Genomic DNA, 15,682 nt, shown 5'->3' on the forward strand with positions numbered 1-15,682 from the left:
ATGATACCGATCACTCATCGTGCCGGGGCAGGAACCCCGGCAACGGCCAATACGGCCGTCAGTAAGACGCAGGTCTCTGCTGCCCCGCTTAACGCGGTCAGTGCGCCATCCGGCGTACATTCGGCCCGGAAAGCGGCAGCTGCTTTTCCTGATCGTCCGTTAATTTCCTCAGAACCACTGCGCTATAACGTACAGCTTAATCAGCAACTGACCGCGGTTCAGCAGGCGGATGAATTCCTGCTGGAAACTGAGAAAAAGGTTCTGCAGCTGAACCATCTCATTACACGTCGTGCCGTGGCGAGTGAGATTGCCAGCCAGGCGGAAATCCTGCAAAAATTGCTGGCAAAACGTGAGCAGCTTTCCGCAGGAACAGTGGACAGACAGCTGCAACTTAGCCTGCAAAATAAACCGTCGGTTAACTTCAGCCTGCAGGATGGGGCGGCATTACTGTATAACGCACAGCCAGAATTGCTGACCTTTTCGCTGGCAGGTCGCCAGCGCTCGATCAGTGCGGCAGAACTGGATGGCACCTCGCCGCAGCAAAACCTGCTGCGCCTTAACCAGGCTCTGGGAAAGTGGGGCATTCACGGTCAGCTCAACGGCAGACAGTTGAATTTCCAGGTGGGTGAGGATCGCTGGGCAGAGGTCGGTCAGCATCTCAGCGTGCAGGGGGGCGGTGAGCGCTATCCGCAGGGGCAGTTTTATCCTCTTAAGCCACAAAGAGAAAGCGGTCTGGAAGAGACGTTGCAACAACTGGTACGCACGCCGGCAAGTGCAGGGGCATTGCTTGGCAGCCTTGAGCAATCGCTGGAGACGGTGACCCGACAGCGACGTCATCTGCAGGCGACCCGTAACCTGGTTCAGCAGCGCATTGACAGCATGGCCACCTTTAAACATGGCGAGACTTCGGCACTGCAGGTATCAGAAGATCTGTCAGCCCGACTGCGTCATGCGGACTTTAGCGGCATGTCGCAGGCGCTGGCAGGCCAGGCAAATGTTCGGGGCGCGCGGGTGCGTAACGTATTGGCCGTGGGGTAATCGCTTGAGGAGGGCTAAGACAGTGCCACTGTAAAAGGCGATGTTCAGGCGATTATTTCACTTTTTTTCAACTTTTTTCTCGGTGCGCTTAACTTTCTCCCTGTTCCTGTCGCTTATCTCTGGTACTGGAAACGGAATCGCGGTGATTCCTCAAGGAGCAAATAAACATGGCATTATCTATCTTCACTAGCGCAGCAGGAATGAGTTCTACCAATGCGATGAACAAGTCAACAAGTAGCCTGAATACTGCGATGCAGCGTCTGGGTACGGGTCTTCGTATTAACTCTGCAGCTGATGATGCAGCTGGCCTGCAAATCGCAACTCGTCTGCAAGCACAGTCTAACGGTATGGGCGTGGCTAAGCAGAACATTGCTAAAGCAACTTCCATGCTGCAGACCGCAGAAGGGGCTTTTGATGAAGTGAACAACATCCTGTATCGCATGAAGGATCTGGCGACTCAGGCTGCAGATGATACTAACGGAGAGGATGACCGTACGGCCATTGGCGCTGAGTACAAAGAGCTGAATGCTGAGCTGGAAAACATCATGAGCAACACCTCTTACGGTACAGAGAAACTGCTGTCCTCTGTCAGCGGTTCAGTCTCAGGCAAACTGATGAGCCTCATGCAGTTCCAGATCGGTGCCAGCACCGATGAAACACTGAAAGTCGATTTCTCAACGGAGATGGGAAAAACGACCGGCTCACTGAAAACCCTGCTTTCGTCTGATCTGACTTCAGCAACGGGTGGTAACGCAGCGATTGACAGCCTGAACACGGCAATCAAAGACGTGGGGTCTATGCGCTCCTCTCTGGGTGCCAACATCAACCGTCTGGGCCACACTGGCGCTAACCTGGCCAACATGCAGGATAACACCAACCTTAACCTGGGCATTATTCGTGATGCTGACTTCGCTTCCGAAGCGACCAATATGACGCGCAATCAGATGCTGACGCAGTCAAGCCAGGCCATGCTTAAGCAGGCTAATGGCATGAGCCAGATGGTGCTGGGCATGTTGGGTTAATCCCTCTTCCTTGAACTGAAAAAACACCGCTCACGTAGCGGTGTTTTTGTTTCCGCAAGCGGAAACGGATATTTCCGCATCAGGCGGAAAGCCGGGTTCTCGTCTCATTCTAACTTAATGATAAATAATAAATTTAAAAGTTGGCATGAGTATTGCTTTGAGAAAGTGAAATAGTCTACTTCCGCCATGCAAAACGCAGGCGAACGGGAGGTCATAATGAGTTGGTTAGATAGTTTTGATCCACAAACCGTCTCTCAACAGCTGGCGATGGCCAGCATTAGTGCGCAGCAGTCCCAGCTGAAAAATCAGCAAAATCGGGTTTCCGCAGAGCAAAAAGCACTGACGACGTTAAAAACGGCGCTGACAGATTTTCAGTCAGCTTTGAAAGGCTTTTCCGTTAGTGGTAGCAGCGGCGGCATGGTGAAAAACAGTGCCACGGCCAGCCAGGAAGGTTACGTCACACTTAATGCCAGCAGCAGTGCTAAAAAAGGGCTGTACAACATCAACGTCCAACAGACGGCCGGTGCCGATCAGAAAGCGTTTGAAAGTTTAAGTGATGCCGATATTGCCAACGCCAGCGGCAATCTGAAAATCAGTATTGGTGATAAAGACGTGGATATTGATATGTCCACCATCAGTAGTCTGTCGGGACTTCGCGACAAAATTAACGCAGAAAGCGGTAATTCTGGTGCAACGGCCTCGCTGGTGAAGCAAAACGGCCAGAATATCCTGATGATAAGCAGTGATAAAACCGGTGCGGATAATGCCGTCACGCTCTCCGCTGATGATGCGGCGTTGCATAACCAGCTGACCACAAAGGCCACGCAAATTTCGACCGCGAAGGATGCCGTGATCACGATGGGTGAAGGCGCGATGACCTTCACCAGCAGCACGAATGACTTTAAAGACATCATTCCCGGCGTGGATCTGACGGTGATCCGTACGACCATCGAGGGAGAACCGCTGATCATTAACATTGACAACGACACCACCGGTACCCGTGAACAGGCAGATAAGTTTGTTGATGCCTGGAACTCGCTGCGTACCAAGCTGAACGAGCTGACCAAAAGTGGTAACAGCGATGGCTCAATAACACGGGGTGCACTTGCCGGAGACTCCGGCATTAGCGCACTGGAAACGAAACTTAATGAGCTGCTGCGTAGTGAGTTTAACGGCGCGAAGCTGAGCGAGTTTGGTATCACCTCTGATAAAAATGGCCAGTTGAAACTGGACGGAAAATTGTTTGAAGAGACGATGAAGGAAAAACCAGGTGCCTTCAATGCCCTGTTTGATGGTTCCAGCGGCCTGCTTAAACGGGTCGAAAAAGAGGCGCTTGATACCCTTCTCAGTGGGTCGAAAGGGACCTTGAAGCAGCGTCAGGAAGGCCTGGATAGGAAAAGCGAGCAGCTAACTCGTAAGGAGTCGCAGATTCAGACTCGCTATGAAACGGCGTTCAATCGCTACGTGAAAGAGTTTACCAATATGAAAACGATTATCGCGCAAATGAACCAGACGATGGGGCAGTTCTTCTAGGAACAGACAAGCAATTATGTACGGAAACTCTAACGACTTTACTCAATATCATGATGCGGATCTGGCGATCCGCACGGCTGCCGCGACACCGCATCAGCTGGTGGTGATGTTATTAAACGGCCTGCTTGATGAACTGACGCGTGCCAAAGGCCATATTCAGGCACGGCGTTTTGAACGAAAAGCAGAAAGCATCAATAAGTGCATCGATATTCTCAATGCATTAACCAGCGCCCTTGATTATGAGCGCGGAGGAGAACTGGCGCTGCGGCTGGCAGGGCTTTATGACTACTGCGTATATCGCTTGTATGACGCCAGTCATCATTTGTCTGTTGAACAGATAGGCGAAGTGGAAGGGATCCTGCGCAATATTCAGGAAGGCTGGGAAGGAATGGGGGCGTGATGAAGGGGCGCATTGTTCAACTGAGCCGGGCGCTGGAGCAGGCGGCAAACGACGAAAACTGGAATGAAATCCGCCGTATTGACGCTCAGATTAGCCAGCTGCTGGAAGCGATACGTGAGCAGGGATTGCAGGAGACGTTGTGCCCCGATCTGGCCACGCTATACCGCTGCCATCAACGGGTGGCAAAAATATGTCGCGAACAGCATGACGTATTGCAGATGAAGCTTCAGCAGTACCAGCAGAACCGACAAGGGCTGCAGGCGTATGCACTATTTTCAGTAAGTGATGAGGAGAATGAATGATGCCGACGATGTTTACTGTACCGGCAATATCAGGAAAGGCCGATACCCTGTTACCCGGCATCAGAGCACAGCCCGCTGCTGCATTCCCTCAGCCCGGTGCCACGCAGGCCGATAAGCTGTTGTTGCCCATCGCTATGCCTTATCTGACAGAAGGGGATGTGTCTGAACCCCCTGCCCAGGACAGCGTCGACGTGACTTCAGCGGAAAGTGACCCGCAGCAGTTGCTTGCACTGCTATTGGCTGCACCGATCACCCTGCCCCCGGCAGAAGAGGTCGTGCCTGTATCCACTCAGGCCGCTGTACAGGCTATGAGCGCTGACTCTCCGTGCGGTCTGGCCGAAACAGAAAGCGCTGGACTGCTGAGAAACAGTTTTCTGGCCGAAACAGAGAGTGCCGGACTGCTGAGAAACAGTGTGCTGGCCGAAACAGAGAGTGCCGGACCGCTGAGAAACCGTGTGCTGGCTGAAACAGAGAGTGCCGGACTGCTGAGAAACAGTTTTCTGGCCGCAGGCCATCTTACGACAGCAATACCGTGGCAAGTAAAAGAACAAACACCGTCTGCTGCAGTCGTGCCACTCAGCAGTGAGCCAGGTGACGTGTTGGCCATGCTGCAAAATGTTCCCAAAAAGTTGCAAATGCCTGCCGATGCTTTGCGGGCCAGTCAATCGGTGCAACAAGTATTGCAGGCGGATCGTGAATTACTGATCACAAACAATACCCTGCAGCATCCCGCCCCGGCGCTACTCAATGCATTACTGAAAGGCGATGCGGAGGCGAAAACATTACCGGTCATTACGCTGCCAGCCGCGTCTGAGCAGAAGGCCGACGTATTGCAAAAAGCGCTGGCAGAACGTCTGGAAATGCAGATTGATCGGCGCGTGCAAAAGGCCACTATTCGGCTCGATCCCCCTAATTTAGGGAAACTCGATATCTCGATACATTTCGAGTCGGGAAAACTTCAGGTACAAATTCAGGCTGCACAACCTGAAGTCACTCGTCTATTGCAGCAGATCAGCAATGACATGCGTACCAGCCTGAGTGAACAGAATAATGTTCAGGTGAACGTACAGGTGTCGACCCAGAATGGTGACAGTCGGCAGCAACATCGGCACCGCGATAACCCTGAAACGGCTATCGATAATAATAATGAGGAGGTCACCACGATACCTCGTGGTACCGACGGCACAATACTGACGATGGTTTAATGACATATATGAAGACGACATTACTGAATTTTATTCTGGTGCTGGTGACGGCATTAGTCACCGCATTCCTTGTACTAGCTGGTTCGCAATATTTGAATAAAAAAAATGATGGCAGTGTGCCTGTTTCTTTTTTTTCCTCTTCTCCAGAGGAAGAGAAAGTTCTGCAGTTTGTTGAAATTAAAAACCTGGTGATCACCCTGAGAAGCAATTCATTGAAAGAGCGCTATCTTCTGCTGGATTTGGCCCTGACGACGACGGATGAGCTTCAGGCTCAGAGGGCGGAAAATCTGCTTCCTAAGATTAAAGGAATTGCTGTCGATATGCTCACATCAATGGATTACAACGAGGTGCGTGGCATGTCGGTGCAGGCGTTGCGTAGCCTGATGATGAAGCGCTATCAGTCTGCATTCCACAATATCGGTGTCACTATTCCTTTTGACGATGTGACCATTTCTAAAATGGTCTTCCAGTGATTTTTTGCTATGAGTACTTTTATTGATATTACGGCGTTGTCACCCGTCGAAGAAAGCCATTTTATGCAGCAGTGGCTTCCTCTGGTGAAAAAAATTGTCCGTCAACTTGCTTGGCAGGCTAACGGCATGATGGACCGCGATGATATTGAACAGGTCGCCCTGATGGGGTTGCTGGAGTCGCTGCGGCGCTATGGTAAACCTGATGATCACTTCGCGGGTTATGCGATGCAGCGCGTACGTGGCGCGGTATTGGATCAATTCCGTCAGCATGACTGGCGCCCGCGTACTCTTCGTCAAAAGACGCACAAAATCAATCATGCCCTGCGTGAAGTGACGCGGAGCCTGGGGCGTGAGCCGACGGATGAAGAGGCATGTCATCAGCTGGCGTTGAGCCAAGAAGAATGGCAGGAATATCAGCTACTGGAATCAGCCTGTGCCATCGAAAGTCTGGATGAGATCTTGTCCGTTGAGGGGGGGGCGCAAAATACGGCTTTTGCCGGACGTGAGCTTGAAGAAGAAGTTGATATTCAGCGTACGCTGGCACTGGCGTTACACAGTTTGGATGAGCGTGAACGTACCATTATCAATCTGTATTACCAACAGGGAATCAGCCTGAAAGAGATCGCTTTAGTTTTGGATATCACTGAAGCGCGGGTGTGTCAGCTGAATAAAAAGATTAGCGAAAAGATTAAAGTCTTTTTTTAAATGGAAAAGAAATGCAGAAACTTATTGGATTAATCGTCGTGCTGGGCTGTGTGATTGGTGGATATATGATGTCTGGTGGCCATATTGCATCATTCTGGCAGCCAGGTGAGTTGATCATCATTCTCGGCGCAGGGGCGGGCGCTATGGTCATTGCCAACCCAAAACATGTATTAAAATCGATGTGGTCACAGATGAAAGCGGCGGTCAGTAAAGACGAGCAAAATGCCGATTTTCAGCGCCAGCTGTTAATGCTGATGTATGAATTACTGGAGCTGGTACAGGATGGTGGGTTGAAGGCTCTTGATGAACATCTCGATGTGCCGGAGAACAGTGCGTTGTTTCAAAAATATCCCCTGATTTTGAAAGATAAAGGATTTATTACTTTTATCTCCGATAACTTCCGCCTGATGGCGATGGGAAAAATTAACGAGCACGAAATGGAAGGGCTGCTTGAAGCGGAAATTGAAGCCGTCGAAGAAGAGCTGTTGGTCCCTTCACGATCGTTACAACGTACGGCAGAAGCGATGCCGGGATTCGGCATCTGCGCGGCGGTACTGGGGATTATTATCACCATGCAGTCGATTGATGGCTCTATTGCACTGATTGGCCTGAAGGTGGCGGCTGCGCTGGTCGGGACCTTCCTGGGCGTGTTTTTTTGTTTCTGCCTGATGGACCCGCTGGCTAACGCGATGGAGCAATGCATGCGTAAGCGCATGACGATTTTTTTCTGTATCCGTACCGTACTGGTCAACCATGTTGCAGGCAAACCGACCCTGCTGGCCGTCGATGCGGGGCGTAAAATGCTGTCGCTCGAATCGAAACCGACTTTTGCCACGCTTGATGGCTGGGTTAATGCCATGAGTGAAAATCCAGAATGAAGAAGGGCGCTCACACTACCATCATCAAACGCGGGGGAAAAAAGGCTCATCACGGTGTCCATACCGGAGCATGGAAAGTGGCCTTTGCCGACTTTACGCTGGCAATGATGGCGCTGTTTATGGTGCTGTGGATCGTCAGTTCCGTATCGAAAGAGGAGCGAAGGGAAATTGTTGCCCGTCTGAACGGTGTTTCTATTTTTGATGGCGGGGCCTTCAGTCCTGTCAACGATCCCGCTTCTGGCGGAGGCCCTCTGCCACTCATCTCTTCTGTACCTGCTATGGCTGACGCAGAGAGAGAATTTGACCCGCAGACCTCCCCTCAGCCTGAGGCGCTGGAAACCGTCTTGTCGCGTTCGGATCAGGAGTTAAATGAACTTAGCGAGGCCATTACACGCATCACCGCGGAATTAAACGCACAGGGAAATCTTTCGCTGGAAAAAGTACCGCAGGGGCTGCGCATTTTGCTACAGGATGATGAAGACCGGGTGATGTTCCCGCGTGGTAGTGCAAAGATAACGCCTTTCTTTACTCGCTTGTTGAGTGAACTGGCACCGGTATTCAATCGTATTGATAACCAGGTGATCATCAATGGACACACGGATTCAGCGACCTATCCTGAGAGCGCGGGATATAACAACTGGAATCTGTCCGGGGACCGTGCACTGGCAGCCCGAAATGTATTAGAAAAAGGCGGCCTTGAAACACAGCGGGTGATTCAGGTTAACGCGATGGCCGATCGCATGCTGCTGGTCCCTGACGATCCCTTGTCTGCGCGCAATCGTCGCATTGAAATTATGGTCCTTACCCAGGCCGCTTCCGACTCGTTGTATCAATTTTACGGGCAAAATGGCGTAAAAGTGGTGAAACCCATCGTCGATCGCCTGCAATAGTTTTTAAATGCCCCCACGCCTCCCATTTGAGGGGAGTCCGGTGGTATTTTGCCACCGTTTTTTCTTTCAGGCACGGTTCCCGCCAGACATTGATGCAGACGTTATCTGGACCCTTGTTTGTCACGACAAACAAGGGGATCATTCATCAACCCGCATTTGACCTGAGTTCGCTAAATGTTAATTACCACTGATGCAGCAAGGACGTTCAATACGGACAGCCGCCTTGCCTGCACCCTGGCCGCCGTCGCCGGGGCGCTGAACACCGCCGCTTTTGAAAGTGTGGGCTTTTTTGCCGCCAATATGACAGGGAACATCTCTTCATTGTCCGATCACCTGGCAAAAATCAACCTGAGTGCGGGCGTCTTCTTTCTGGCCATCGTATTCCTGTTTATCGCGGGATCGGTGTGCTCAACGCTGATCATTAATGCGGGCCGCAGGCGAGGTATCCGTACCATCTATGCGGTAAATATCTTTATTGAAGGCCTGGCGCTGATGGCGCTGGGTGCCGCAGAGATCGGATTGACGCTGGCCTCTCCGGGCGCGTTGCTGGTCCTCAGCCTGAGTTTCCTGATGGGGCTACAGAATGCGGTGGTGACACGCATTTCCAACGCGCGTGTCAGAACAACGCATGTGTCAGGAACCGCAACGGATATCGGTATCGAGCTGGCGATGCTGTTTGATGTTCTGCGGCGTAAAGAGTCGCCTCAGAATGCCCCTCTCTATATGGAACGTCTGCGTCTGCATTTCTATACGGTGATGGCATTTCTTATCGGCGGTGTGGCCGGTATCTGGCTGTTCCACTGGCTGGGGTATGTTTTCCTGATGGTCATCGGTGCGGGGCTTCTCTTACTGGCGATGAACACGATGTTCAGCAAACGGCTGTCACCGGCACAGGGCAGTTGACCTGCGCAGTGCCGTCAGACAACCGGCCGTCACACTTCGGCGTCCCGTTTTGCAGGCGCTTATCAGCGAGCCAGACGCCGCCGTGTTAATCCCTTTCCTGCCAGATACGCCAGCGCACTGCACAGCAGGTAATAGATGATGCCAACAAACAGAAAGATCTCTGCAGGATAGATCTGCACCCGGTTGTTAACCTGTCCGGCAACCGTTGTGAGTTCAGGGACGTTAACAATAAACGCCAGCGATGTGTCCTTCAGCAGCGAAATCAGTAACCCCAGGTATGAGGGCAGCAAGTTTGGCCACGCCTGCGGCAGAAGAATGACGGTGAGGATTTTTATTTTACTGAAGCCTGACGCCATTCCTGCTTCTGTCTGCCCGGCGGGCAGAGATTCCAGCCCGGCCAGCGTTGAGTGCATGACTGCCGCTGAGGTAAACCATGCCAGCGCAATAATCACCGTCAGCGGGCCGGGGATTGAACCGCCAAACACCACCGGCAGCAGAAAGTAGAGCCAGAAAATAACAAAAATCAGTGGGATGCCACGGATAAAGGAGGCCCAGAGAAACAGCACTCTGCGCGTCCAGCCGCCGTAACGCCAGGCCAGCATGGCCATCAGCACACCCAGCACCAGCGCCAGAAAACCGGCAGAGACGGCCATAATCAACGTCAGTAATACGCCGCCCGGTTCACCGTCCGCCACTCTTCCCCACAGCATATAGCCAGCATTATCGTGCAGTACTGAGTAATCAAATTCCATCTTTTGAACGCTCCGACAGGGTGGGTTTCGCCCGTTTTGGCTGATGGCGCGGCGGGCGCTTAGGGCCGATCACGGTTAACAGCCCACCCAACATCAGGCCAAGTAACAGATACAGTGCGGTGCCTACCGCAAAGCCTTCAAAGGCGTGCGCGTTGTAGCTTTCAATACGGCTGACCTGATAGGTCAGTTCGGAAAAGCCAATACCGGTTGCCAGCGAGGAGAGTTTCATCAGGTTCAGATATTGCCCGGCGACAGGTTGCCAGGCATGGGTCAGCACCTGGGGCAACAGAATGTCCCACAGCAGCGTCCAGCGGCTGAAACCCTGTGAAATCGCGGCCTCGCGCTGGCCTTTTGGCACGGCGTTCAGCCCCGCCTGAACCTCTTCCACTAAAAATGCCGCCGTGAACAGCCCCAGCCCCCAGACCACGCAGAGAAACTCCGGCGTCAGCCAGTTGATATCGCCAGGGAACGTTGCCCAGGGATGAATATCCCCGATGTAAAAACGCCAGCTCTGCGGCAATGCGCCCCAGGCGGCGAAATACCAGAACAGCAGCTGGACCAGCAGCGGCGTATTACGAAACAGGGAAACAAATGCCGCCACTGCCCCCTGGGCGATCCGCGATGGGCTCAGACGCATCGCCAGCAGCAGTACCACCAACAGTGTACTGAACAGGCTGGCAATCAGGCTGACGTAAAAGGTGGTGAAAAAACCGGAGATAATCCATTGCAGAGGCTGCCCGGTCAGCACGCCTGCCCAGTCGGGCTGCCAGTTCACAGGCCCACCTGTGATTCAGGATGCAGCGGGAACAGCACTTTCTGCAGAAAACGCCGGGCGCGCGGATGGGTGGGGTGTGTAAAGAAATCTTCCGGGGCGGCCTGCTCCAGAATTTCACCGCCGTCCATAAAAATCACCCGGTCAGCGATTTCGCGGGCAAAGCTCATTTCATGGGTCACCACAATCATCGTGATGCCGCTGCGTGCCAGTTCACGCATCACCAGCAGCACCTCTCCGATCATCTCCGGGTCAAGCGCCGAGGTCGGTTCATCAAACAGGATGATGTTCGGGTCAGTCGCCAGCGCCCGGGCAATCGCCACGCGCTGCTGCTGGCCGCCGGAGAGCTGCTCAGGATAATGCTGTGCTTTATCGGCCAGGCCGACGCGCGTCAGTAAGGCCAGCGCCTTTGCCCGCGCCTCCGTTTTCTTCCAGCCGTGTACTTTGATCAGCGCCAGGCTGACATTGTCCTGTGCGGTCAGATGGGCGTAGAGGTTGAACTGCTGAAACACAAAACCAATATGTGTTCTCAGTTGCTGAAGTGCTGCGCCTTTCAGTCCCCGCGTGGGTTTACCGTCAATCAGGATCTCGCCATCGCTCACGGTTTCCAGCTGGTTAATCAGGCGGATCAACGTCGACTTACCGGAACCTGACGGGCCACAAACGGCAACGACTTCACCGCTGGTCACGCTGAGATCGACCGTGGTGATCACCTGATGGTGACCAAACGACTTACTGACCTGGCGGAATTCGACGGCGGTACTTTGTCCCGGCGATGAATGTGAAAAAACCGCAGACGCCGCTGCGGTTGATACATTTTCTTGCTGCATGTGTGATACCTGGCTGATTATTTTGCTTCGATTTTGAATAACCGGGGTTGTGGTGATTTTGTTTGCGGGCCAAACCAGGTGTCGTAGATGCTCACCGCCTGACCGTTTTTTTCCAGGTTCAACAGTTCGTCATTCACCACTTTCAGCAGGCTGGCTTCGCCTTTTTTCACCCCCACGCCAATCTCTTCCTTGCTCAGTAACTCAGGCAGCACTTTGTATTTGGCTTTATCCGGTGCACCGTCCAGCAGGCCAGCGAGAATGGTGCTGTCCTGAGTAATTGCCTGCACGTTGCCATTACGCAGGGCAGACAGCGCCAGTGGGATATCGTCATACGACAGCACGCGTGACTGCGGGAAACGGTTATGCAGTTCCTGTTCGCCGGTGGTGCCTTTTACGGCACCAATGCGTGCCGTCGCGTAGCCATCCAGTTTATCCGGTGAACTGACGGGCACCAGGAACTGCTGTCCGGTGACAAAGTAAGGCACTGAGAAATCGATCACTTTTGCACGCTCAGGCGTGATAGTGATATCGGCCACAATCAGGTCCGCTTTACCTGACTGCAACAGGGGGATGCGGTTTGCCGGGTTGGTCGGTACCAGTTGCAGCTTCACGCCCAGGGTTTTTGCCAGAGCTTTCGCGAAGTCGACGTCATAACCGACGATTTCGTGGGTTTTGGCATCCACTGAACCAAACGGCGGATTGGCGTCAAAGGTGGCGACTTTCACCACGCCGGCTTTTTGGATATCCGCCAGTTGATCAGCATGAACGGCGAAAGGGGTGATGCTGGTCAGTGCCAGCAGCAGTGCAGCAGAAGGGCGGGTTTTATGGAATGAGCGGTTCTTGCGTGTCACCGTAATCATGGTTTTTCCTTATGTATAGTCCGAAAGGGGGGATAACCCCGTTTTCCTGAAGGCAGGTAATCGTTATTATTTTCTTTTAGGATTGATAGCGTTACATAAAGGAAAAATGACGGCTACAAACAAAAAGGTCTATCACCTGCTAAATTATGCATAAGTAAAACATTGGTATTGCGCGGGTTGCTCCGGTGTTGGCAGGACGTTAGCGGCAGTGACTCTCTGAATTATCCTTCCAGCAACGACAGCACCATTTGTGGCGTGGTCGTCATCACCTTCGACAGTAACGAGGCGCTGGACTGTTGCAGAATTTGTGCCCGGGCCATTGCGGACACCTCGACGGCATAGTCGGCATCTTCAATACGTGAACGTGATTCAGCAAAATGGGTGGACGTGGCACTCTGCACGTTCTGCACCGATGTCAGACGGTTGGCAGCGGCCCCGAGTAATGAACGCTGGCTATCGATACGGCTGATGGCTCTGTCGAGGGTCGCTAACGGGTCATCCGGATTACGCAGCCGGATTTCAGAACCCGTTTCCGCAATGCTCATCTGGGTGTTGTTTGTGGAAGCATCCGTGACGGCAGCCATCGTCGTGGTGAAGAAGATCTGTACATCACCCACTCCTTCCAGCGTTTTCAACAGGTGGGTATTATTGCCGTCATTCAGCGTGACCAGCGTTGCCGTCTTGTTGACGGTTCCGCCGTGTACATCCATATAATAATTACCCTCCGCATCGAGACGCAGCACATCACTAAAGCTCTGGCCGCCGTTTTCGGTGTAGCGGGTTTCGACATTTGCCGGGTCAAGCGTCACCACGGACGTTCCATTGACGGTCGATACCGCGGTAAAGCTGTTCTGGCTGGCGATGCTGCTGGCCGTCACGCTCAGCGAAGTGAGCGTTCCATCACTCGTGGCATTGACACTGGCGTTGTAATACTGATAGTTGCCGCTGCCGTCACCGACTTCCATCATGTACTGGCTGCCGTATTTCACCAGGCGTGCATCACTGTTTGCCACGGCATTGCCATTTGCATCCGTAAAGGTGAGTGTCGCGGTGCTGGTGTCGATTGCCGGAGTTGTTGAAACCTGGGTCGGCAGTGGCGTGAAGTCAGTATCCGGCTGGCCGCTGGCGTTGGTTATCTGCGCGGTCACAGCACCGCTGGTGGCGAAGTGAATATCAGCAGCGTAATAGATATCGTTCTGTTCGATATAATACTGACCGTTGTTTTCTGTCAGGGTCGGCGGCGGGCTGTTGCTCAATGCAGTTCCGTTGTCGTCCAGATAGTTAACGGAAGGGAGGGGTCGAGCGGCGATAGCGCTGACGCCGCTATACAGCGGAACGTTACTGGAGGTGCCAACAGAAACCGTACCGCTTCCGGTAGCGGTATACCACGTTGCACTATAAGACGCCGGGTAAAACGTTGGCGTGCCGTCGCTGGCGGTGCCCTGTATATAAAGCTGGTTCGTGATGTTGCTTCTCACCAGCTGCGGCGATGTCAGCGTCACTGGCGTCGAGTAGTTCACCGAGACGCTGCCGTTGTTCAGCGAGATATTATTGGCGATGCCGATAATGGTATTCGCTGGCGTAATTGAACCGCTGATGCCGCGGATAATCAGGTCCTTTAAACCCAGCTGTTCAACACTGAAACCCTGTGATAAATCGAGGTCGATTTTATTATTATCGTTCGCACCCACCTGTATACCTACTTTACCCGCACTGCCGTTCAGCAGGCTGATGCCGTTAAAGCGGGAGGTGGTATTGAGTCGATCGATCTCTTTCAGGTTGAGATTGATCTCCGCCTGAATCGCATCACTGTCGGTCTGTGAGTAAGTTTCACTGAGTCCCTGCACGGCGAGTTCGCGGATACGCTGTAAACGACTGTTGATTTCATTCAGTGCGCTTTCGGCTGTTTCTGCCAACGATAAGCCATCAGCGGCGTTGCGCTGCGCCTGTTCCAGCCCTTTCTGCTGACTGGTTAAACGATTAGCAATAGCCTGCCCGGCAGAGTCATCACTCGCACTGTTGATGCGCAGCCCGGACGAGAGACGACGGATAGATTCATCAAGCGCAGAGGCGCTTTTCATCGATTGCTGTTGTACAACAAGGGCCGACGTATTGGCTTTAAGGCTTAGCATTATCATGCTCACTGATGATTTTATCTGATGAATGTTATCGGCAGCCTGCAGGGAAGTTTTAACTGAAATTTTGCTTAAGGAGGAAAATCTGATGCAGCGGTAAAACTGGAGCGGCCAACGGGAATCGAACCCGTGTCATCAGCTTGGGAAGCTGAGGTAATACCATTATACGATGGCCGCCTGGTGTGAGGTGTCGGATGAGAAAAGCGTTTGCTCAACGTCCGTGCCGCAGGATGTTAGCACAATGATCAGTGGAAAAGTTGAGTAATATCAAAAAACTTCCAGCGGCACGGCGCTTTACCCTGTACCAACCCTGTCATGACGGCCACCTGACGTGCGTGGTTAATTTATGCAGCGGTGAGGAACTGTGCAAGAATGAGTAAAAATGACAGTGATACCGGGAAATGATGTTTAAAACGATAATGTTATGTCTGATGCTGGTGGGGTGTACCGCTTCGGTGGGACAGAACTTTGATGACAGCAAGCTGGCACAAATCAAGTATGACAAAACGACCAGACAGGATCTTATTTCGCTGTTTGGCGAGCCTTCCTCAGAGACGCCCTTCCCGGAGGGGCAAAGCATTCTGATGTGGACCTGGAGCCAGGCAAAAGCCATGAGTACCACCGAAGGCCGAACCCTGACCATCCGACTGATAAATGGCAAAGTGAAAAGCTATACCGTTAATAAAACCTGACTCCCTGCACTTTCCCATTTTTCGGACACAAAAAAGCCGACTTCATCTGTCGGCTAAGTTTTGCAGATACTCAAGTATTATGCCATCAGGTTTACCCGGGCGCCGTCGTCGACATTTCTGTCTCTCCAGCAACCCCCCGACCTCAATGTCATCGGCAGGGCAATAAAAGACTTTAGCAAAACATGAGTATTGCTCTGTTCATGCCTCATCCCTTGAGGGCTAGAACCATATATACGTTGCCAGGCAGTATGCCAGTGTCAGTGACAGCAGAATCAGCTCTGCAGGTTTAATC

At 52.6% G+C, this 15,682-nt stretch carries 17 protein-coding genes and 1 tRNA gene; 12 read left to right on the forward strand and 6 right to left on the reverse strand.

All coding sequences use genetic code 11. From position 1 onward, the window contains the following. From WH279_RS09895 to WH279_RS09945, 11 genes are all read left to right on the forward strand, one after another. On the forward strand, nucleotides 1-1,038 hold the full coding sequence (locus WH279_RS09895; protein ID WP_339456195.1) for a hypothetical protein: 1,038 nt from the start codon (nucleotides 1-3) through the stop codon (nucleotides 1,036-1,038). 167 nt (nucleotides 1,039-1,205) lie between these two features. Further along, a complete protein-coding gene (locus WH279_RS09900) occupies nucleotides 1,206-2,060 on the forward strand; it encodes a flagellin N-terminal helical domain-containing protein (protein ID WP_339456197.1) in 855 nt (284 codons plus the stop codon). A gap of 216 nt (nucleotides 2,061-2,276) precedes the next feature. Continuing rightward, nucleotides 2,277-3,593: a flagellar filament capping protein FliD gene (gene fliD / locus WH279_RS09905; protein ID WP_339456199.1), complete on the forward strand. Its 1,317-nt coding sequence runs from the start codon at nucleotides 2,277-2,279 to the stop codon at nucleotides 3,591-3,593. A 16-nt stretch (nucleotides 3,594-3,609) separates the two neighbouring features. Further along, nucleotides 3,610-3,993, forward strand: a complete 384-nt coding sequence (fliS, locus tag WH279_RS09910; RefSeq protein WP_339456201.1) for a flagellar export chaperone FliS — start codon at nucleotides 3,610-3,612, stop codon at nucleotides 3,991-3,993. Then, complete coding sequence (locus WH279_RS09915; RefSeq protein WP_339456203.1) at nucleotides 3,990-4,295, forward strand: hypothetical protein; 306 nt, start codon at nucleotides 3,990-3,992, stop codon at nucleotides 4,293-4,295. Before fliS ends, WH279_RS09915 begins: the two co-directional genes overlap by 4 nt. Continuing rightward, the gene (locus tag WH279_RS09920) at nucleotides 4,292-5,500 is read left to right on the forward strand and encodes a flagellar hook-length control protein FliK (RefSeq protein ID WP_339456205.1); all 1,209 of its coding nucleotides are present in this window, start codon (nucleotides 4,292-4,294) and stop codon (nucleotides 5,498-5,500) included. Before WH279_RS09915 ends, WH279_RS09920 begins: the two co-directional genes overlap by 4 nt. An 8-nt stretch (nucleotides 5,501-5,508) precedes the next feature. Next, complete coding sequence (locus WH279_RS09925; RefSeq protein ID WP_339456207.1) at nucleotides 5,509-5,973, forward strand: flagellar basal body-associated FliL family protein; 465 nt, start codon at nucleotides 5,509-5,511, stop codon at nucleotides 5,971-5,973. Nucleotides 5,974-5,982: 9 nt separating this feature from the next. Continuing rightward, nucleotides 5,983-6,678 carry a FliA/WhiG family RNA polymerase sigma factor gene (locus WH279_RS09930; protein ID WP_339456209.1) on the forward strand — a complete coding sequence of 232 codons (696 nt, stop codon included), beginning with the start codon at nucleotides 5,983-5,985 and terminating at the stop codon, nucleotides 6,676-6,678. A gap of 11 nt (nucleotides 6,679-6,689) precedes the next feature. After that, nucleotides 6,690-7,556, forward strand: coding sequence for a flagellar motor stator protein MotA (gene motA / locus WH279_RS09935; RefSeq protein WP_339456211.1), 867 nt, complete (start codon nucleotides 6,690-6,692; stop codon nucleotides 7,554-7,556). Next, nucleotides 7,553-8,446: a putative lateral flagellar export/assembly protein LafU gene (gene lafU / locus WH279_RS09940; protein ID WP_339456213.1), complete on the forward strand. Its 894-nt coding sequence runs from the start codon at nucleotides 7,553-7,555 to the stop codon at nucleotides 8,444-8,446. The genes motA and lafU overlap by 4 nt, the downstream gene beginning before the upstream one ends. A 174-nt stretch (nucleotides 8,447-8,620) precedes the next feature. Continuing rightward, nucleotides 8,621-9,349: a YoaK family protein gene (locus tag WH279_RS09945; RefSeq protein ID WP_200641482.1), complete on the forward strand. Its 729-nt coding sequence runs from the start codon at nucleotides 8,621-8,623 to the stop codon at nucleotides 9,347-9,349. Nucleotides 9,350-9,411: 62 nt separating this feature from the next. Here WH279_RS09945 and WH279_RS09950 read toward each other — a convergent pair whose 3' ends face one another. The 6 genes from WH279_RS09950 to WH279_RS09975 all read right to left on the reverse strand — a co-directional run bounded on the left by WH279_RS09950 (nucleotide 9,412) and on the right by WH279_RS09975 (nucleotide 14,875). Then, nucleotides 9,412-10,101 carry an amino acid ABC transporter permease gene (locus tag WH279_RS09950; RefSeq protein ID WP_339456216.1) on the reverse strand — a complete coding sequence of 230 codons (690 nt, stop codon included), beginning with the start codon at nucleotides 10,099-10,101 and terminating at the stop codon, nucleotides 9,412-9,414. Beyond that, the gene (locus tag WH279_RS09955; protein WP_339456218.1) at nucleotides 10,091-10,876 is read right to left on the reverse strand and encodes an amino acid ABC transporter permease; all 786 of its coding nucleotides are present in this window, start codon (nucleotides 10,874-10,876) and stop codon (nucleotides 10,091-10,093) included. Before WH279_RS09955 ends, WH279_RS09950 begins: the two co-directional genes overlap by 11 nt. Continuing rightward, nucleotides 10,873-11,703, reverse strand: a complete 831-nt coding sequence (locus WH279_RS09960) for an amino acid ABC transporter ATP-binding protein (RefSeq protein ID WP_339456220.1) — start codon at nucleotides 11,701-11,703, stop codon at nucleotides 10,873-10,875. Before WH279_RS09960 ends, WH279_RS09955 begins: the two co-directional genes overlap by 4 nt. Before the next feature lie 17 nt (nucleotides 11,704-11,720). Next, a complete protein-coding gene (locus tag WH279_RS09965) occupies nucleotides 11,721-12,563 on the reverse strand; it encodes an ABC transporter substrate-binding protein (protein ID WP_339456222.1) in 843 nt (280 codons plus the stop codon). Nucleotides 12,564-12,784: 221 nt separating this feature from the next. Next, entirely contained in the window at nucleotides 12,785-14,695 is a 1,911-nt protein-coding gene (locus WH279_RS09970) for a flagellin N-terminal helical domain-containing protein (protein ID WP_339456224.1), read from the reverse strand. Nucleotides 14,696-14,801: 106 nt separating this feature from the next. Further along, nucleotides 14,802-14,875 (reverse strand) — tRNA-Gly (locus tag WH279_RS09975). 227 nt (nucleotides 14,876-15,102) lie between these two features. Between WH279_RS09975 and WH279_RS09980 the strand changes: the two genes are divergently transcribed. Next, a complete protein-coding gene (locus tag WH279_RS09980; protein WP_339454905.1) occupies nucleotides 15,103-15,390 on the forward strand; it encodes a hypothetical protein in 288 nt (95 codons plus the stop codon). The last annotated feature ends 292 nt before the right edge of the window (nucleotides 15,391-15,682 follow it).

This window comes from Erwinia sp. MYb375 (assembly GCF_037479175.1).
Classification (GTDB): domain Bacteria; phylum Pseudomonadota; class Gammaproteobacteria; order Enterobacterales; family Enterobacteriaceae; genus Erwinia; species Erwinia rhapontici.